Below are 19,263 nucleotides of genomic sequence, written 5' to 3'. Positions count from 1 at the left end.
GTGCGGACGGCCGCCGCCCTCGCTAGCCACGGTGGGCCCCGGTATAGGCAGGGATCCGGCAACACCGGCCCTGTATTCGCTGCCATGCCTCGGTCACGACTGCATCTCCCTCCGCACTCGGTGTTGCGCGCGCGGGTAGAAACAGCGGCCACGCATGTGGCTGCGAGCCCCCCTCACGACCTTGCGGCTCATCGCGGCTCATATAAATTATCAGCGGTCTATGTGATGTCTCGGGTCAGGAGTGGCACTGAAGTGGCCGTGTCGCGAATCTTGAGGAGATCTTAAGGAGATTCCGTGGTCGCCACGCAGGAGGATCGGCTCCTTCGGCGCGCCCGGACCCCCGTCGACGTCCTGTGACCGCCGGGAACCGCCCGTTAGTCTGTGCGCATGCCTCGCTACGAGTACCGCTGCCGTTCCTGCGGCGACACGTTCGAACTGAGCCGTCCCATGGCGGAGTCCTCGGCCCCCGCAACCTGCCCCTCGGGCCACGACGACACGGTCAAGCTGCTGTCCACGGTGGCCGTGGGCGGCACGGCCGCCGCCCCCGCGCCGGCCCCCCGGGCCGGCGGCTCCGGCGGGGGCTGCTGCGGCGGAGGCTGCTGCGGCTGAGCCGGCGGCTTTTTGGCCGAAAGCAGTTCCTATGCCTGCCGCGCCGCCTTCAGGAACTCCCTCAGGATCCGTTCCCCGGCCGCCACGCCCCGCTCCGGCAGGGCGCTGATCCCGGGCGCCGTCCAGTCGGCGTCGGCGAGTTCGCCGTGGCCCGGGCGCCAGCCGAGGTCCGCCGCGAGCAGCAGGTCCGCGTCCAGCAGGGAGTCCCCGGCGGCCAGCGTCAGCGAGGCACCGCTGCGGCGGGCGACCTCGCGCACGGCCGCGCTCTTGGTGAGCGGCTTCGGCACGGCGTAGATCTTGCGGCCCTGCAACGACACCGTCCAGCCGCGGTTCTCCGCCCACACCGCCAGTTCCTTCACCCAGTCCTCGGGCAGCAGCTCGCGCTCCACGACGAGATAGGCGAACAGGTCCTCGGCGACCCGGTGCTTGCGCACCCAGACCGGGTCCGCGGTGGCCGCCAGATGGTCCCGCACCTCCGCCAGCGGCGCGCACTCGTCCGCGAGCCGTGCCAGCACCGCCCTGTGCCAGTCGGGGTCGGAGACCCCGTCGACCAGCAGATGGCCGCCATTGGCGCAGATCGCGTACGGCGGGGTGGGGCCGGGCAGGTTGATGCGCTGGTACTGCTTGCGGGTGCGGGTCGTGGTCGGCACGAACACCGCGCGGTCACCGAGTTCGGTGAGCAGCCCCGCCGCGGTCTCGGTCATGTACGACAGCGGCTTGCTCTCGTGGACCTCCACGCACAGCAGCCGGGGCGCCCGCGCGTCGGGCATGGTGAGCGCGAGCGCCGCGGACGAGTAGATCAGCGTACGGTCGAGGTCACTGGCGACCAGCACGGAGTTCATACGGCCACCGCCCGGCCGTCGGCGCCGGTGGCGCCCCGCGTGTATCGGGGGTGGATCAGCCCCACGCAGGTGTACGGAAGTCCGTCGACCTCCTCCACGGGCACGCCGCGCTGCTCGGCCAGCAGGCGTACGTGGCCGAGGTCGGCGCCCGCTCCGGACCGGGCCAGGATCTTCCAGGGCACCCGGCGCAGCAGTACGCGCGTGGTCTCGCCGACGCCCGGCTTGACGAGGTTCACATCGTGGATGCCGTACTCCTCGCTGATGCGTTCCACCGCCGCCCAGCCCTCCCAGGTCGGGGTGCGGTCGCCGGAGAGCAGTTCCTTGGCCTGCACCTCGACGGCCTCCTCGACCTCGGCGAAGCGGGCGGAGACGGCGTCGAGGAAGGCGACCGAGACGTCCGCCGCGGCGAGTTCGCGGTAGAACTTGGCGCCGTGGTAGTCGTGCGGTCCGACCAGGTCGGCGCGCAGGACGGTGCGTGAGATCAGCCCGGAGACCGTGGAATTGAGGCAGGCGGAGGGGATGAGGAAGTCCTCCCGGGTGCCGTAGGTCCGCACGCACGAGCCGGGGTCGGCGAGCACCGCGATCTCCGGGTCGAAGCCGGTGATGCCGTCGGACGCCTCGAACCGGCCGATCGCCTCGGCCAGTTCGCGGGTGATGGCGCCCTTGCCGGTCCAGCCGTCCACGAAGACGACGTCGGAGGGGTCGTGGTGGTCGGCCAGGTAGCGCAGCGCGTTGGCGTCGATGCCCCGGCCGCGGACGATCGACACGGCGTAGTGCGGCAGCTCGAGGCCGTGCCGGTGCTCGGCCCACCGGCGCATCAGAACGCCGACGGGCGTGCCGGCCCGGGCGAGGGAGACGAGGACCGGGCGCGGTGATCTCTCGGCGAGGACGGTCTCGGTGACCACTCCCACGGCCTGCGCGAGCCGCGCGGCCGAGGCCTCCAGGGCCGCGTGGAAGAGCTCCTGGTACTGCTCGCTCGGCTGGTACTCCACCGGGAGCGACTCGGCGTAGTGCGCACCGCCGCTCTGGATCGCCTCCTCGCGCTCCTCGGTGGGCGCCTCCAGGGTGACGTCCGACAGGTCCTGGAGCAGCCAGCCGACCTCCTCGGGCGGATACGAGGAGAAGGCGGGGCCGCGGAGGGGCTCGGACAGCATGGCGGGCCTTTCGGGGGCGTACGGGGGCGCCGGGACGTAGCTCGGGACGACCGCGAGCAGGACGTGCGGGGTGTGGGCGGCGAGCCGGTCAAGCAGTCCGCCGGGGGCGTGCAGTGCGGGGGTGTCGGCCGCCGAGTCCACGACCGCGACGACGGCGTCGAAGCCGGCGTCGGCGATGTTGTAGGCGTAGCGCTCCCCGGGGCCGTCGGACGGGTCGTCGTGGGCGGGGAAGACGATCCGGGTGCGTATGGCGTAGCCGGGATCGTCGACCGCCAGGACGGGCGAGCGGGTGGTCGTGGAGTAACGGACCTCCGCGGGCAGCTGCCGCTCCAGTTCACGGGCGAGCCTGAGCGGCGTGTACATCAGCTCCTCGGAGCCGAGCACCAGCAGGCGCCGGACTCCCGCGGGCACCGCCTCGGCGAGCCGCGCGGCCATGGCGGGCAACGCGTCCTCCAGAAGCGTCCGGTGCCCGGGGCTGAACCCGTGCCGTCCGCCGTCGGGCAGGCCGCGGGGCCAGCCGAGCGTGACCCGGGTGACCGTGCCATGGGCCTCCCGGTCGGGAACGGCCGACTCGTGCCGGGCCACCAGCTCCTGGCCTTTCTCCAGGACGCCCTGGGGCAGCCGTACGGTCCCCGCGGCGGCCGTGACCAGGTCCACCCGGGCGCTGATCTCCCGGGCGAAGTCCTCGAGCCGCCCCAGATCGGCGGGCGAGCGCATGTCGACCAGGGCGACGACGACGTACCGCTTCCTCGGGTGGCGCTCGTGGAGGTCGCGGATGGTGTTCATGACGGTGTTGCCGGTGGAGAACTCGTCGTCGACCAGGACCAGCGGGCCGTCGCCCGCCAGCAGCGCCGGGTCCTCGGGGAGCAGCAGGTGCGAGGTGGCGTGGGAGTGGGACTCCTCGAAGCCTCCGGCGCACGCGACGCCCTGGACGGGGCGGCGGGTGGAGTGCAGATAGGGCGCGAGGCCGAGGCCGTCCGCCACACAGTGGCCGAGACCGGTGGCCGTCTCCGCGTACCCGAGCACGACGGCGCTCTCGGCTTCTCGTCCGCCGTCGGCGGCCAGCAGTTCCCGCACCCGGCGGCCGAGCGTGAACCCGTGTGCGTAGACCACGGACGGGGACTGCGGGACATGCTTGCCCAGCACATTGGAGACGAGCAGGTGAGCGCGCTTGGGATTGCGCCGGAGTGCCAACCCCAGCAGCTCGGTCAGCTGTTCGTCGCCGACGAGTTCGACCCCGAGCCGTTCGGCAACCCAGGTCCCGGACCAGACCACGTTCTTCCTCGGTTCCTTCTCAGTACGACGGTACGGCGGCGGCTTCGGCACTCAGTGCGGCACACCGGCGGCCAGCAACTCCACGAAGCCGATGTCCTCGTTGGCCACACCGAAGACCTCGGCGCGCTGGAGGGTGCGCTCGGCCCATGCGCGGTGCGGCTTCACCTCGTTCATCTTGTTGGTGTACGCGGAGCGCAGCACGCCCCCGCCGAGGCGCTCGGGCCGCAGGATGTCCTGTGCGTCGCTGTACTCCTCGTGGCTCACGACGGACAGCGCATGCACGGGCATCACGTGCGAGGGGTGGATGCAGGTCTTGCCGAGCAGGCCGTTGGCGCGGTCGAGGGCGATCTCGCGCAGCAGCCCGTCCAAGTCGTGCTCGATCAGCGCCTCGCGCAGCTCCTCGACCTCGCCCTCCAGGAAGGGGCTGCGGCGCAGCTGCGGCTTGAACATCCGCTCCTGGGCCCGGAAGTACTCCCACACCGGACCGGTCACCGTGAACCCGGTGCCGTCGGCGCGGCCGAGGACGTTGACGACGTCGGCGATCACGGAGGCCACGATCTGGACGTCGTACGCCGTCATGTCGGGCGCTCTGCGCAGGCCGTAGGAGGAGCAGAAGTCGGTCACGCCGAGGCGCAGCGCGAGGACCCGGTCGCGCCACTTGTCGACGGTGCGGACGATGCCGGCCAGGGTCTCCCGGCGCGTCTCCAGGTAGAGCAGGTCGGGGGACTCCAGGACCGGCATGGCGAACAGCCGGCGCCCGCTCGCCGTCTCGGCCGCGGTCAGGGCCTCCAGGAACGGCACGCCCCGCTCCTCGGTGAACTTCGGGAGCACGAAACCCGACAGCAGCCGCACGGCCGGGCCGAGCCGGGCCACCAGATCCGGGATCTGCTCCGGGACGCGGACCCGGATGAACAGCAGCGGGAGCTCCGCTTCCGGGCGGGAGAGGAGGCCGGTGAGCTGCCGGACCAGGTTCTCCTCCGCGTCCACGACGTCCGCGTCGTCGATGGAGTCCTCCAGGCACAGCACCATGGAGACCACCCCGCGGCCGGCCTGCTTGAGCACGTCGTCGGCCAGGTGCGGCCTGGTCGCCGGGCTGTACAGGGTGGCGCCGAGGGCCGCCGCGAGGACGCGGGCCGGCGAGTCGGGGGTGAAGACGGCCGGCTCCCGATGGAAGAGACGCTGCCGCTCCTCAGGGGCGATGTGCCCGAAATGACGCATAAGACTCCCCCGTGGTGCTGGACGGCCCGAAAAGAGGTGGCCGGTAATAGTACGAAGAACTCTGTGTCATGGGTTCCCATTGCGCATGAAGTTCAGGTAACCCGGCTGTGTCGCCGACAGGTCGGTGGTATGCGGACGGTATGCCGCACCGCGCCGGGGGCACCGCCCCCCGCGTTGTCGTGACCAGGACCGAGAGGGCAGGATGACGCCATGACGCACGCGATGCTGAAGGGGTCGAACGTTCCGCTGAAGGCCACTGCGGTACGGGCTGTGCTGCGCTGGGCACCGGGACAGGGCGCCCCGGACGTCGATGCCTCGGCGCTGCTCCTCGGTCCCGACGGACGTGTGCGCTCCGACGAGGACTTCGTCTTCTACAACCAGCCCCGGCACCCTTCGGGGGCGGTCCGGCTGCTCGGCAAGAAGCGGGAGACGGAGGGCCTGACCGACACGATCCGGGCGGATCTGGCGGCCGTCGAGCCCGGCGTCGGCCAGATCCTGCTGGTCGCCTCGGCGGACGACGTCCCCTTCGACCGGGTACGGGCCCTGTGCGTGCTGCTGTACGACGCGTCCGTCGCCGACGGGGAGCCGCTCGCGTACTTCGACATCAAGCCCGAGACGGGTGCGGAGACGGCGCTGATCTGCGGGGAGCTGTACCGGCGGGGCGAGGGGTGGAAGTTCCGGGCGCTCGGCGAGGGCTACTCCAACGGGCTCAAGGGCCTCGCGAACGACTTCGGCATCTCGGTGGACGAGTCGGAGACCCCGCCGGCCGCCACGGGGCAGGTACCGGCCACGGCCTCGGTCCCCGCCCCGGCCACCGCGTCCGTCCCCGCCCCACCCGAGGTGTCGGCGCCGCTGCCGCCGGAGCAGCCGGTGCCGCGGGAGCCCACGTACGGCTATCCGCCGGAGCCGGCGACGCAGCCGGCCTACGGCTACCCCCAGCCGGCAGCCCGGCCGGCGTACGGCTATCCGCAGCCGGGGACCGCCGTGGTGCCCGCGCCGGCGTACGGCTATCCGCCCACGGCGGCGCCCGCGCCGGACCCGGACTTCGAGCTGCCGCCGCAGGGGCCGCAGTTCATCGGGCGCTGAGACGCACTCGCTCACGCCTTCGCCTTGTAACCCCGGCCCCACTGCAGGCCCCACCCGTACAGCCGGTCCAGTTCCGCCTGGAAGCCGTAGACGAACTTCACCTCGCGGCGGACGACCAGTTCGCCCCTGATGTTCTCGATCAGGACGACGGCGCAGGAGCGGGCCTGCGGGTGGCGTTCGTCGAGGCCGATCACGATCCGCGGGCCGTTGCTGGGGTAGAGCGTGACCACGGCGTGCGTACGGTCGAAGGCCGGCGTCTGGTCGTAGATGTAGACGAAGATCAGCAGCCGCTTGAAGTCGTCCCGGTGGTCCAGGTTGACGAAGATCGTCTCACCGGAGCCGGAGCCGAACCGGTCGTCGCCGCTGAGTTTGATGTAGGGCGGGTCGTTCAGCTCCCCGAAGAAGCTGCCCAGTGGCTGCACCACGCCCTTCGTGCCGTCCTTCAGCTCGTACAGGCAGCCCAGGTCGAGGTCGACGTTGACCATGCTCTGGGTGTGGGCCTGCACCACCTCCGGGGTGAACAGCCGCAGCGGGCGGCGCAGCAGACTGCCCCGCTCGGGGCCCCCGATGTCGGAGGTCCGCATCCGCCACGACAGGTTGATGCGCAGATTGCCGCCGGCGGCTCCCTGCTTGGTGAGCGAGACCCGGTGGTGCCGTTTGGTCAGCTCGATCGCGTTGGTGGCCGCGCTGCCCGAGTCGAACTCCGTGGCCCGCCCGCGCCAGACGCCGTCCCAGAACCCCATGCCCGCCCCCTGCGCCTATGGTTCGACAGCCGCGAGGCGGCCGCGAGGACGAATCCTCACAGCCGCCCCGAACAGAGCGTTCCTCACCGGGGCCCGCTTCACACCGCCGGAAAACGCCACCGTCGGTATGCCCGGGCCCTCCCGGAACGAGATGTCAGACCCCGGACGAGACCTCAGCCCGCTCGTCCGAGGTCGCGCCTTTTCCCTCGGCCGCGGCGAGCGCCCGGTTGCGGCGCACCGAGGACCAGAAGGACCAGCCGATCAGGATGACCCCGACAAGGCCGGTGATCACCTCGTTGATCTCGTACTGGATGGTGACCATGAGGATCACGGCCAGCGCGCCGATCGCGTAGTGCGCGCCGTGCTCCAGGAAGACGTAGTCGTCCAGGGTGCCCTGGCGGACGAGGTAGACGGTCAGCGACCGGACGTACATCGCGCCGATACCGAGGCCGAGCGCCATCAGGATGATGTCGTTGGTGATGGCGAAGGCGCCGATCACGCCGTCGAAGGAGAAGGACGCGTCCAGGACCTCCAGGTAGAGGAACATGAAGAACGCGGCCTTGCCGGCGAGCACGACCGCGGAACGGTCCTTGCCGGTGCGCCGGGCCTCTTCCTCCTCCTCGTGCTCGCGCTCCTCCTCTTCCTCCAGCCGGTCCTCGAAGAAGCCGGACAGGCCCCCGACGACCAGATAGGTGATCAGGCCGGCGATACCGGAGATCAGGACCGTCTGCGCCTTGTCGATGTGCGCGCCGCCGTGCTGGTGGGCGTGGGTGGCGAAGGTGAAGGAGGTGATCAGCAGGACGACCAGCGCGATGCAGACCGACAGCATGTCGACCTTGCCGAGCTTGGCGAGCGGGCGCTCGATCCAGCGCAGCCACTGGATGTCCCGGTCCTCGAAGATGAAGTCCAGGAAGATCATCAGCAGGAACATCCCGCCGAAGGCGGCGATCGCCGGGTGGGCGTCGGTCACGAGCTGCTGGTACTGGTTCTTGTCGGTCAGCGCCAGATCGACAGCGTCTATCGGGCTCTTCTTCGCGGTGATGGCGACGATGACGACGGGGAAGACCAGCCGCATGCCGAAGACCGCGATCAGCACGCCCACCGTGAGGAAGATCTTCTGCCAGAAGGCATTCATCTTCTTCAGGATCCCGGCGTTGACCACGGCATTGTCGAAGGACAGCGAGATCTCGAGGATGGACAGGATCGCCACGATGCCGAAGGCGGTCCACCCCCCGTAGAGGACCGCTGCGGCAAGGCCGACCGCGGTGACCACGAACGACCAGCCGAAGGTTTTCAGAAGCACTGGCTACCCAATCCGTATCTGTTAGGGGGCTCCCCCGTCGCCGTACCCGGCTTTACGAAACGTTGACTCCGAAGTCTAGAGCGATGCCACGGAGACCGGATGCGTACCCCTGCCCCACGGCCCGGAACTTCCATTCGCCGCCGTAGCGGTAGACCTCGCCGAAGATCATGGCGGTCTCGGTGGAGGCGTCCTCGCTGAGGTCGTAGCGGGCGAGTTCCTGGCCGTCGGCCTGGTTGACGACGCGGATGAAGGCGTTGCTGACCTGGCCGAAGGTCTGGCCGCGCTCGTCGGCCAGGTGGATGGAGACGGGGAAGACGATCTTGTCGCACTGGGCCGGCACCCTGGAGAGGTCGAGCAGGATGCTCTCGTCGTCGCCCTCGCCCTCACCGGTGAGGTTGTCGCCGGTGTGCTCCACCGAGCCGTCGGGGCTCTTGAGCTGGTTGTAGAAGATGAACCATTCGTCCCCGAGGACCCGGCCGCCGCTGCACAGCAGCGCGCTGGCGTCGAGGTCGAAGGGGGCTCCGGTGGTGGAGCGTGCGTCCCAGCCGAGCCCGATCATCACGTGTGTGAGGTTCGGTGCGGCCTTGGAGAGGGAGACGTTGCCTCCCTTGGCGAGCGTGACGCCCATGATGCTGGTCCTCCCCGAGAACGTGCGTTGTCCCGGGGGCGGAGACCCCCGGTGGTCGGGGGCCGGTCCCCCAGTGGTCATCCTGCAGCCCGAGGGCGAACCCTCGGCGGTCGGGGGGTGGCTCCCCCGAGGACAGGAGGCGGAAACCCCCCGTTGAGCCGACGCGGCCCCCTACCGACATACGACGGCGAAAACCACCCGCCAAGCGGAAACGACTCCACCCGCCGGGCCGCGCAACCTCCGACCCGATGGACCGAGACGGCTCCACCCGACAGGCCGAGCCGGCTCCGCCCGGCGCGCCGAGCGGCTCCGCCCTGGGCCGAGGGGCAGGGACGCCACTGCCGGACGAGCCTAGACGCCTCCACCCGATGGGCCAACGGCTCCGCCCCGAAGGACGGGGACACCACGGCTCGGAGGCCGAGACACCGCCACCCGGCAGCCAGGGACACCTCTACCGGGTAGCCCGGGAGGAACTCCACCCGGCTGCCCGGAACACTGTGCCCGACAGGCCGCGACGGCTCCACCGGGTAAACCCGAGAAGCCTCCATCGGCCGGGCCGGGACACCTTGGGCCCGACAGGCCGACGGCCCCGCCCCATGGGCCGCGGCTGCGCCCGCGGAGCACGAAGCCGCCTGTGCCCGGTGAGCCGCATGCCTTCGCTCGTAGGCCAAGGCGCCTCTCGCCCGGAAGGACAGGGCATCCCCCCGGTCCGGTGAGCCGAGGCCCCGCCGGCCCGGTGGTCCAACGCCCCGCACGAGGACGGGACACCCAGCCAGACCCGAGACACCCCTCACCCGCCAGACCGGCACACCTCTACCCGCCAGACCAAGGCACCCCCACCCGCAAGGCCAAGGCACCCCCACCCGCTGAACAAGGCACCGCCGACCCACCGGGCCAACGCCCCGCCCAAGCGACCCAGCCTTAGCCGTCAGAGCCGGGACGCCCCCGACCGCTGAGCCGAGAGGCCCTTACCCGCAGGGCCCGGACGCCCCCGCCCACTGAGCCGAGACGGCCCGTGCCCGGTGAGCCAGATGCCTTCACCCGCTGAGCCGCAACACTTCTACCCGCTGGGCCGGCACGCCTCTGCCCGCCAGGACAAGGCACCCCCACCGGCAAGGACGAGGCACCCGCACCCGCTCAGCAAGGCACCGCCGACCCACCGGGCCAACGCCCCGCCCGAAGCCGGGACAGCCCGCCCAAGCGACCCAGACACCCTTACCCATCAGGGCCCCGCTGAGCCGAGAGATCCTTAGCCACAGGGCCCGGACGCCCCCGCCCACCGAGCCAAGACGCCCCGCCCGACGGGCCGACGCACCCCGCCCCCAGGCCGAGGCACCCCCACGTCCGGCGCCGAAGCCCCGGTGGGGCTGGGCCGGACGTGGGGGTGGGGGTGGGTTTGTGGTCGGACCCGGTCAGACGTTCACGCCGAAGTCCTGCGCGATGCCGCGCAGTCCCGAGGCGTAGCCCTGGCCGATGGCGCGGAACTTCCACTCCGCGCCGTGGCGGTACAGCTCGCCGAAGACCATGGCGGTCTCGGTGGAGGCGTCCTCGCTCAGGTCGTACCGTGCGATCTCCTGCTGGTTGGCCTGGTTCACGACGCGGATGAATGCGTTGCGCACCTGGCCGAAGGACTGCTGGCGGTTCTCGGCGTCGTAGATCGAGACCGGGAAGACGATCTTGTCGACGTCGGCCGGGACCGTGGCGAGGTTGACCTTGATGACCTCGTCGTCGCCCTCGCCCTCACCGGTGAGGTTGTCGCCGGTGTGCTCGACCGAGCCGTCGGGGCTCTTGAGGTTGTTGAAGAACACGAAGTGCTGGTCGCTGACGACCTTGCCGGACGGGTTCAGCAGCAGAGCGCTGGCGTCCAGGTCGAAGTCGGTGCCGGTCGTGGTGCGGACGTCCCAGCCCAGACCGACGAGGACCGCGGTCAGGCCCGGGGCCTCCTTGGTCAGCGATACGTTGCCGCCCTTGCTGAGGCTGACTCCCACGAATCCTCCCATTGGTGTCCAGGGGCGGGGAGCCCCGTCGTGCGTTGGTGTCGGATCAACGAGTCGATCCTAGTGACGGGTTCCCACGCCCCGCAGGCCTTGGAACCGAAGAATCACAGGGTGTCGAGCGCCTTCACGTACTCGTTCAGGTCACGGGCGTCCGGCAGATCGTTGACGACGGTCCACCGAACGATGCCCTCCTTGTCGATGATGAAGGTGCCGCGCACCGCGCAACCCTTCTCCTCGTCGTAGACGCCGTACGCGCGTGAAGTGTTGCCATGCGGCCAGAAGTCGGAGAGCAGGGGGTACTCCAGGCCCTCCTGCTCGCCGAAGACGCGCAGGGTGTGGATGGAGTCGTTGGAGACGGCGAGCAGCTGGGTGTCGTCGTTGACGAACCTCGGCAGGTTGTCGCGCAGGGCGCACAGCTCGCCGGTGCACACGCCGGTGAAGGCGAACGGGTAGAAGAGCAGCACCACGTTCTTGCGACCGCGGAAGTCCGATAGCCGCACGGTCGCGCCGTGGTTGTCCTTGAGCTCGAAGTCGGGGGCCTTGTCGCCGACCTGGATCGCCATGATCCTGCATCCCTTCGGTGGGGGCTGTTCGGGTGGGAACCACCCTACGCAGCGATCACCGCAAGCCGACGGACGGGCTGAGCCATGTCAGCCCGTCCGGTGCTTGGGGACGGGGGCCGCTTCGGGCCGGTTGCGGGGTCGGGGGTGCGGAACCCCCGGGTACCTACCGGCGGGGCGTCACCGCTTGGACTTGGCCGCCTTCGGCGTCACCAGACGCGACCCGCTCCAGTCCTTGCCCACGCTGACGCTCTTGGACGCCGACAGACCCGCCGTCGTCGCGGCTTCAGAGATGTCGCTCGGCTCCACGTAGCCCGTACGGCCGGTCTTCGGCGTGAGGAGCAGGATCGAGCCGCCTTCTTCGATGTACGTGATGGCGTCCACCAGCACATCCGTCAGGTCGCCGTCCTCGTCGCGGAACCACAGCACCACGGCATCGGCGACGTCGTCGTACTCCTCGTCCACGAGCTCGCTGCCGATGACTTCCTCAATGGCCTCGCGGAGCTCCTGGTCGACGTCGTCGTCGTAGCCGATCTCCTGGACCACCTGCTCGGGCTGGAACCCCAGCCTCGCGGCAGGGTTCGTCCGCTCCTCCGCGTGGTCCGCGGTCGCGCTCACGGGTTGCCTCCTGATCATGTCTTGGTGAGTATCTCAGCCACGCGCGTACGCGAAGCATTGGCCGTAGTCCACACGGGCGGGACGGATCGCGCAAGTACCCGGCCGTTCAGACCGCCGAAACGGTGACGATCCTGGCCGTGTCGCCGCAACTCCAGGCACCGTATCGCGCCCCGCGGTGATCTACACCACACCGTTCTGCCCGGTTTGCGCATTCCGGAATCCTCTGCGGGTACGAGACTCGAATGGCTTTGCGGAACAGATCACGACCCGGGCGTATCGTTGCGTTTTGGTCGGTCCCGCCCGTGAGGACCCGTCCGTCGCAGGGGTTACCCCGCGGTAGAGATGACGTTTCGCTCGCCCCAGGTACACGATGGGGATCGGCGCAGGCACATGCAGAACTGGCCCTCTGACAGGTAAGGAACAGCGTGGCTTCCGGATCCGATCGCAATCCGATCATCATTGGCGGCCTTCCGAGTCAGGTTCCTGACTTCGATCCCGAGGAAACCCAGGAGTGGCTCGACTCCCTCGACGCCGCCGTGGACCAGCGCGGCCGTGAGCGGGCCCGCTACCTGATGCTCCGTCTGATCGAGCGGGCCCGCGAGAAGCGCGTGGCCGTGCCCGAGATGCGCAGTACGGACTACGTCAACACCATCCCGACCAAGAGCGAGCCGTTCTTCCCCGGCAACGAGGAGATCGAGCGCAAGATCCTCAACGCCACGCGGTGGAACGCCGCCGTCATGGTCTCGCGGGCCCAGCGGCCCGGGATCGGGGTGGGCGGCCACATCGCCACCTTCGCCTCCTCCGCCTCGCTGTACGACGTGGGCTTCAACCACTTCTTCCGCGGCAAGGACGAGGGCGACGGCGGTGACCAGGTCTTCTTCCAGGGCCATGCCTCGCCGGGCATCTACGCCCGCGCGTATCTGCTGGACCGGCTCACCGAGGCGCATCTGGACGGGTTCCGCCAGGAGAAGTCCAAGACGCCGTACGGTCTGTCCAGCTACCCCCATCCGCGGTCGATGCCGGACTTCTGGGAGTTCCCGACGGTCTCCATGGGCCTCGGCCCGATCGGCGCGATCTACCAGGCCCGGATGAACCGCTACATGGAGGCGCGCGGCATCGCGGACACCTCCCGGTCGCATGTGTGGGCCTTCCTCGGCGACGGCGAGATGGACGAACCGGAATCACTCGGCCAGCTGACCATCGCCGCCCGCGAGGGCCTGGACAACCTGACCTTCGTGGTCAACTGCAACCTTCAGCGCCTGGACGGTCCGGTGCGCGGCAACGGAAAGATCATCCAGGAGCTGGAGTCGGTCTTCCGGGGTGCCGGCTGGAACGTGATCAAGCTGATCTGGGACCGCACCTGGGATCCGCTGCTGGCACAGGACCGGGACGGGATCCTGGTCAACAAGATGAACACCACGCCGGACGGCCAGTTCCAGACGTACGCGACCGAGTCCGGCGCCTACATCCGCGACCACTTCTTCGGCGACGACCACCGGCTGCGCGCGATGGTCGAGAACATGACCGACGACCAGATCCTCCATCTGGGCCGCGGCGGTCACGACCACCGCAAGATCTACGCGGCGTTCAAGGCGGCCAAGGAGCACAAGGGCCAGCCGACGGTGATCCTGGCCAAGACGATCAAGGGCTGGACGCTCGGGCCGAACTTCGAGGGCCGCAACGCGACCCACCAGATGAAGAAGCTGACGGTCAACGACCTCAAGCACTTCCGTGACCGTCTGCACCTGCCGATCTCCGACAAGGACCTGGAGTCCGGACTGCCGCCGTACTACCACCCGGGGCGGGACTCGGAGGAGCTCCAGTACATGCACGACCGGCGCAGGTCGCTCGGCGGGTATGTGCCGACGCGCGTCGTGCGGTCCAAGCCGCTCGAGCTGCCGGGCGACGCGGCGTACGCATCCGTGAAGAAGGGTTCGGGCCAGCAGTCGATCGCCACGACCATGGCCTTTGTCCGTCTTCTGAAGGACCTCATGCGGGACAAGGAGCTCGGCAGGCGATTCGTGCTGATCGCGCCGGACGAGTACCGCACGTTCGGCATGGACTCGTTCTTCCCGACTGCGAAGATCTACAATCCGCTCGGCCAGCAGTACGAGTCCGTCGACCGCGATCTGCTGCTCGCCTACAAGGAGTCGCCGACCGGGCAGATGCTGCACGACGGCATCTCGGAGGCGGGCTGCACGGCCTCGCTGATCGCGGCCGGTTCGGCGTACGCGACGCACGGCGAACCGCTCATCCCGGTGTACGTCTTCTACTCGATGTTCGGTTTCCAGCGGACCGGCGACCCGTTCTGGCAGATGGCAGACCAGCTGTCGCGCGGTTTCGCCCTGGGTGCGACCGCCGGCCGTACGACCCTGACCGGTGAGGGGCTCCAGCACGCGGACGGGCACTCCCAGCTGCTCGCCTCGACCAACCCGGCGTGCGTGGCCTACGACCCGGCGTACGGATACGAGATCGCCCATATCGTGCAGGACGGTCTGCGCCGGATGTACGGCAGCTCGGCGGAGCACCCGCACGGCGAGGACGTCTTCTACTACCTCAGCGTCTACAACGAGCCGATCCAGCAGCCGGCCGAACCCGCGAATGTGGACGTGGAGGGCATCCTCAAGGGCATCCACCGGATCGGCGAGGGCACCTCGGGCGCGGTCCCGGCGCAGATCATGGCGTCGGGCGTGGCGGTGCCGTGGGCGCTTCGGGCGCAGCGGATCCTCGCCGAGGAGTGGAACGTCCGGGCGGACGTGTGGTCGGCGACCTCCTGGAACGAGCTGCGGCGCGAGGCCGTGGCCTGCGAGGAGCACAATCTGCTGCACCCTGAGGAGGAGCAGCGGGTGCCGTATGTGACGCGGAAGCTGAGCGGCGCCGAGGGTCCGTTCGTCGCCGTGTCCGACTGGATGCGGTCGGTTCCGGACCAGATCGCGCGCTGGGTGCCGGGCAGCTACCAGTCCCTTGGCGCGGACGGCTTCGGCTTCGCGGACACGCGCGGCGCGGCCCGCCGCCACTTCCACATCGACGCCGAGTCGATCGTGGTCGCGGTGCTCACCGAGCTGGCGCAGGCGGGAAAGCTGGACCGCTCGGTGCTGAAGCAGGCCATCGACCGCTACCGGCTGCTCGATGTGACGGCGGCCGATCCCGGGGCGGCGGGCGGCGACGCGTGAGGCCGTGCCGGCCCTGAGCAGCGGTTCAGGGGCGGCCGGGGCGGCGGGGACGAGCGTCCTCGCCGCCCCTGCTCGTTCCCCCGCCGCCCCTGCTCGTTCCTTACGATGCGGACATGAAGCAGCAATCGGCGCAGGCCCGCTGGGAGAGGCACACCCAGCGGCCCTTGCTGGCGCTCGCCGTGGCCTTCGCCGTCGCCTATGCCGTGCCGATCGTGGACAGTGGCGCGAGTCCCGCGCTGACGACCGGGTGCACGGTGGTGGAGTGGGTGGTGTGGGCCGCGTTCGCCACCGACTATCTGATGCGGCTCGCGCTCAGCGGGCGGCGCCGGGAGTTCGTCCGCACCCACTGGCTCGATCTGTGCGCGGTGGTCCTGCCGATCCTCCAGCCGCTGCGGCTGCTGCGGATGGTGGCCACGCTCATACTCGTGGGCCGGCGGGCTCGGATGGCCTCGCAGATCCGGCTGACGACGTACGTCGCCGGGGCGGTGATCGGGCTGCTGATGTTCGGATCGCTGGCCGTGCTGTCGGTGGAGCGCGACTCGCCGAACGGGAACATCCGGACGCTGGGCGACGCGGTGTGGTGGTCGTTCACGACGATGACGACCGTGGGGTACGGGGACCACGCACCCACCACGGGGCTCGGACGGATGCTCGCGGTGGGGCTGATGCTGTCCGGTATAGCCCTGCTCGGCGTGGTGACCGCCAATATCGCCGCATGGTTCATCGCACGCTTCGAGAAGGACGACGTGGAGGAGCGGCGGCAGACGGCGGCGATCGAGGCGCTGACGGCGGAGGTACGGGCCCTGAGGGCCGAGGTCGCCGCGTTGTCGGGAGCGTCCGTGCCGCACCCGCACGCTCATGAGGAAGCGGGCCCCAGGCCTTAACCGAGGGCCCGTCCACACTCCCCGCGGGTCAGAGCAGTCCGTTCCCGGGGGCTGCCAGTCCGGCCAGCCAGATGATCGCCAGGAGCGTGTCGATCGCGCCCAGGACCAGGGCGACCAGGGCCGGTACCGGCCGGCTGCCCGTCCAGCTGCGGCCCATGGCGAGCCAGCCGCAGAGGACCGCGACCGGTCCCAGGATGATGCCGAGGACGAAGAATCCCGCGACCGCACAGATGACTCCGACGATCCCGAGCGTCGCGCGATCCGGCCCGGTCCGAAGCCCCATCCGGCTCCGTGAGCGGGGGTACCTGCGCGTGCTGTGTCCGAAGTTCGCCATCATCAACTCCCGGAACCTAGTGGTCGCTTCGGGCTCGATGATGCGGGTACCCCCCGTTCCCCCGTTCAGACCTGCCTGCGCGCTGCCCCCCTCCGGCAGCGCGCCGCAGTCCGGCCGTCCTCCGGTCGTACGGCCCTGTCGTACGGAGGACGTGACCCACTGTGACCTGCGGCGCGTGCCGGGCGGGAGGGATCTTTAGCGCGTTCACCCGGATAGGCGAACTCGGCCGGTGCGGCGTCAGATGTGTGCGGCCCCCGCTCCCGCCTCCGCGTTCTCGCCCCGCTTGGTGAGCAGCGCGACCAGCACCGCGACGGCGGCGACACCCGCGGCGACCAGACAGGCCAGGCTCATGCCGGAGATGAACGTGTCGTGCGCGACACTCGCGATCTTCGCGGCGATCGGGGCCGGAGTGCCCTTCGGTACCGGTGCGACGCCCTGCTGGACCACCTGGGAGACCTGGTCCAGCTGGGCGGGGGTGAGCGGTGGCAGCTTGGCCGCGGCCCAGTTGCCCGGGAGGTCGCTGTCCACGCGGGACGCCATCACGGCGCCCAGGACGGCCGTGCCGAGGCTGCCGCCGATCTGCATCGCGGCCTGCTGGAGACCGCCGGCCACACCGGACAGCTCCATCGGCGCGTTGCCCACGATCACCTCGGTGGCGCCGACCATCACGGGGGCGAGGCCTAGGCCCAGCAGCGCGAACCAGATGGACATGACGCCGCTGCCGGTGCCCGCCTGAAGCTTCGACATGCCGAACATGGCGACCGCGGTCAGGAGCATGCCTCCGGCGAGCGGGATGCGCGGTCCGGCCTTGGTGATCAGGGCGCCCGCGAGCGGGGAGCCGACGATCATCATGCCGGTCAGGGGCAGCAGGTGCAGGCCCGCGTCGACCGGGCTCATGCCGTGCACGTTCTGGAGGTAGAACGTGACGAAGAACAGACCGCCCATGAAGGCGATCGCCATGAGGACCATCAGGACGACGCCCGCCGACAGCGGCAGCGAGCGGAACAGCGCGAGCGGGATCAGCGGTTCCCTCACCCTCGTCTCCCAGAAGGAGAAGAGGGCGAAGCCCAGCACGGACGCGCCGATGAACAGCCAGGTCCTGCCGTCGCCCCAGCCCCAGGTCGGTGCCTTGATGAGCGCCCAGACCAAACAGAACATGGCGCCCGACAGCAGCGCGATGCCGAGCAGGTCGAAGGAGCGCGGCGCGTTGTCGGCCCGGTGGTCCCTGAGGATCAGCAGGCCGAGGACGAGGGCGAGCGCACCGACCGGCACGTTGATGAAGAAGACGGACTGCCAGCTGACATGCTGGACGAGCAGGCCGCCGAGGATCGGGCCGCCCGCGGTGGAGGCGCCGATGACCATGCCCCAGATGCCGATCGCCATGTTCAGCTTCTCGGCCGGGAAGGTGGCCCGCAGCAGGCCGAGCGCGGCCGGCATCAGCAGCGCGCCGAACAGCCCCTGGAAGACGCGGAAGGTCACGACGAGGGCGATGCTGTCGGACAGGCCGATCGCCCCGGAGGCGGCGGCGAAGCCGACCACGCCGATCAGGAACGTCTGCCGGTGGCCGAAGCGGTCGCCGAGCTTGCCCGCGGTGATCAGGGTGACCGCGAGGGCGAGGAAGTAGGCGTTGGTGATCCACTGGACGTCGGCGAAGCTGGCGCCGAGGTCCTTGGCGATGGCCGGGTTGGCGATGGCCACGATGGTGCCGTCCAGGGCGACCATCATCACGCCGATGGCGACCGAGACAAGGGTGAACCACGGATGTCCGCGCAGCCCGCGGCCCGGCGCCTGATCCGGCGGTGCTGCCGACGAACCGGATGTCCTGTCCCCCGGTTCCGTCGCGTCGACGGTGGTCTGACTAGTCATGTTTTCGAGGCTAGTGACAGCCGCTGACAGTTGACAAACCAATTCACAAGTCGGTAACTGTCACGCCATGTAACCGACAGCCCGGACCGGGCGGATGAGCGGAAAGAGGACCCATTGGACACGGCGTCGCGGCCGGGACTGCGCGAGCGCAAGAAGCAGCGCACCCGGGACGCCCTGCTGCGGGCCGCCCTGGAGTTGTTCACCACCGGGGGCTACGAGGCCACGACCGTGGACGAGATCGCCGAGGCCGCGGACGTCTCGCAGCGCACCTTCTTCCGCTACTTCGCCGGCAAGGAGGACGTGGTCTTCTTCGTCCAGTCCCTGGCGGAGTCGCACTTCGTCGACGCCGTGCGTGCGCGGCCGTCCCACGAGGCACCCCTCGAGGCGCTGCGGCAGGCGGTGCTGCAGGGCTGGGACGGCATCGGCCGGGCAGTCGAGGAGATCATCCCTACCGAACTCCACCTGCGGACCTACCGGTTGATCGAGTCGACACCGGCCCTGTTCGCCACCCATCTGCGCCGCTCGGCGGAGTTGGAGGAGGAGATCGCCCACATCATCGCCGAGCGCGAGGGCCTCGACGTCGACGCGGATCCGCGCCCGCGCGTCGCGGTGGCCGTGTTCGGCGGGGTGATGCGCGTCACGGAACGGCTGTGGTGCGCGGGCCAGGACATCAGCGTGGCCGCGATCCGTGAGCTGACCGCCCGGCATCTCGATGCCGTGGGCCCGGCACTGGCGGAGCGGTGGCGCGCGGGCTGACTCCGCACTGATCCCGTACGCGTCAAGTGAATTCCCGTCAGATCGGCGGAATGCGGCGCCCGATGGAGTGAACGCGCCGTGACAGGTCGCACCACGTGGCGCGCGTCTCATCGACACAGCGTGACGGCCGACCTAACCTGCGCCCGATTTGCCCGAATTGATGGGCGTGAAACGTGAGACGCGTCACTCGGTTAACGCGAGACACTCTCGTTCTCCT

General features: G+C 69.9%; 16 protein-coding genes. 5 read left to right on the top strand and 11 right to left on the bottom strand.

Annotation, left to right across the window (positions count from 1 at the left end; translation table 11 throughout):
• Nucleotides 1-387: 387 nt before the first annotated feature.
• Nucleotides 388-609 (top strand): FmdB family zinc ribbon protein, encoded by a 222-nt coding sequence (locus tag LZ604_RS04915; RefSeq protein ID WP_234512891.1) that lies wholly within the window; start codon nt 388-390, stop codon nt 607-609.
• A gap of 29 nt (nt 610-638) precedes the next feature.
• Here LZ604_RS04915 and LZ604_RS04910 read toward each other — a convergent pair whose 3' ends face one another.
• Genes LZ604_RS04910 through LZ604_RS04900 form a run of 3 tightly spaced genes read right to left on the bottom strand, consistent with a single transcriptional unit; the run spans nt 639 to nt 5,098 of the window.
• Nucleotides 639-1,451 carry an HAD family hydrolase gene (locus LZ604_RS04910; RefSeq protein WP_234512890.1) on the bottom strand — a complete coding sequence of 271 codons (813 nt, stop codon included), beginning with the start codon at nt 1,449-1,451 and terminating at the stop codon, nt 639-641.
• Nucleotides 1,448-3,880, bottom strand: a complete 2,433-nt coding sequence (locus LZ604_RS04905) for a phosphoribosyltransferase (protein ID WP_234512889.1) — start codon at nt 3,878-3,880, stop codon at nt 1,448-1,450. Before LZ604_RS04905 ends, LZ604_RS04910 begins: the two co-directional genes overlap by 4 nt.
• 51 nt (nt 3,881-3,931) lie before the next feature.
• Entirely contained in the window at nt 3,932-5,098 is a 1,167-nt protein-coding gene (locus LZ604_RS04900) for an HpcH/HpaI aldolase/citrate lyase family protein (RefSeq protein ID WP_234512888.1), read from the bottom strand.
• Nucleotides 5,099-5,308: 210 nt separating this feature from the next.
• Between LZ604_RS04900 and LZ604_RS04895 the strand changes: the two genes are divergently transcribed.
• Nucleotides 5,309-6,184 carry a TerD family protein gene (locus tag LZ604_RS04895; RefSeq protein WP_234512886.1) on the top strand — a complete coding sequence of 292 codons (876 nt, stop codon included), beginning with the start codon at nt 5,309-5,311 and terminating at the stop codon, nt 6,182-6,184.
• A gap of 11 nt (nt 6,185-6,195) precedes the next feature.
• On the opposite strand, the gene LZ604_RS04890 is transcribed toward LZ604_RS04895, so the two are convergent.
• From LZ604_RS04890 to LZ604_RS04865, 6 genes are all read right to left on the bottom strand, one after another.
• Nucleotides 6,196-6,927, bottom strand: a complete 732-nt coding sequence (locus LZ604_RS04890; protein ID WP_234512884.1) for a TerD family protein — start codon at nt 6,925-6,927, stop codon at nt 6,196-6,198.
• 154 nt (nt 6,928-7,081) lie between these two features.
• Nucleotides 7,082-8,230 carry a DUF475 domain-containing protein gene (locus LZ604_RS04885; RefSeq protein ID WP_234512883.1) on the bottom strand — a complete coding sequence of 383 codons (1,149 nt, stop codon included), beginning with the start codon at nt 8,228-8,230 and terminating at the stop codon, nt 7,082-7,084.
• Between the two features lie 52 nt (nt 8,231-8,282).
• Complete coding sequence (locus tag LZ604_RS04880) at nt 8,283-8,858, bottom strand: TerD family protein (protein ID WP_234512882.1); 576 nt, start codon at nt 8,856-8,858, stop codon at nt 8,283-8,285.
• A 1,412-nt stretch (nt 8,859-10,270) separates the two neighbouring features.
• The gene (locus LZ604_RS04875; RefSeq protein ID WP_234512881.1) at nt 10,271-10,846 is read right to left on the bottom strand and encodes a TerD family protein; all 576 of its coding nucleotides are present in this window, start codon (nt 10,844-10,846) and stop codon (nt 10,271-10,273) included.
• A 113-nt stretch (nt 10,847-10,959) separates the two neighbouring features.
• Nucleotides 10,960-11,418: a peroxiredoxin gene (locus LZ604_RS04870; RefSeq protein ID WP_234512880.1), complete on the bottom strand. Its 459-nt coding sequence runs from the start codon at nt 11,416-11,418 to the stop codon at nt 10,960-10,962.
• 177 nt (nt 11,419-11,595) lie between these two features.
• Entirely contained in the window at nt 11,596-12,033 is a 438-nt protein-coding gene (locus tag LZ604_RS04865; RefSeq protein ID WP_234512879.1) for a DUF3052 domain-containing protein, read from the bottom strand.
• Nucleotides 12,034-12,458: 425 nt separating this feature from the next.
• On the opposite strand from LZ604_RS04865, the gene aceE reads away from it, so the two are divergent.
• Both aceE and LZ604_RS04855 read left to right on the top strand, forming a co-directional pair.
• On the top strand, nt 12,459-15,206 hold the full coding sequence (gene aceE, locus LZ604_RS04860) for a pyruvate dehydrogenase (acetyl-transferring), homodimeric type (RefSeq protein WP_234512878.1): 2,748 nt from the start codon (nt 12,459-12,461) through the stop codon (nt 15,204-15,206).
• A gap of 113 nt (nt 15,207-15,319) precedes the next feature.
• Nucleotides 15,320-16,090: a potassium channel family protein gene (locus tag LZ604_RS04855; protein ID WP_234512877.1), complete on the top strand. Its 771-nt coding sequence runs from the start codon at nt 15,320-15,322 to the stop codon at nt 16,088-16,090.
• A gap of 28 nt (nt 16,091-16,118) precedes the next feature.
• On the opposite strand, the gene LZ604_RS04850 is transcribed toward LZ604_RS04855, so the two are convergent.
• Entirely contained in the window at nt 16,119-16,427 is a 309-nt protein-coding gene (locus tag LZ604_RS04850) for a small hydrophobic protein (RefSeq protein WP_234512876.1), read from the bottom strand.
• 234 nt (nt 16,428-16,661) lie between these two features.
• Complete coding sequence (locus LZ604_RS04845) at nt 16,662-18,290, bottom strand: MFS transporter (protein WP_234512874.1); 1,629 nt, start codon at nt 18,288-18,290, stop codon at nt 16,662-16,664.
• 114 nt (nt 18,291-18,404) lie between these two features.
• Here LZ604_RS04845 and LZ604_RS04840 point away from each other — a divergent pair, with 114 nt between their 5' ends.
• Nucleotides 18,405-19,046 (top strand): TetR family transcriptional regulator, encoded by a 642-nt coding sequence (locus tag LZ604_RS04840; RefSeq protein WP_234512873.1) that lies wholly within the window; start codon nt 18,405-18,407, stop codon nt 19,044-19,046.
• Nucleotides 19,047-19,263 lie beyond the last annotated feature (217 nt).

Origin of the sequence: Streptomyces glomeratus (assembly GCF_021462825.1) — a bacterium.
GTDB classification, from domain to species: domain Bacteria; phylum Actinomycetota; class Actinomycetes; order Streptomycetales; family Streptomycetaceae; genus Streptomyces; species Streptomyces glomeratus.
The sequence above is the reverse complement of the archived record's forward strand: the minus strand, read 5'-3'. Positions and strand labels throughout refer to the sequence as shown.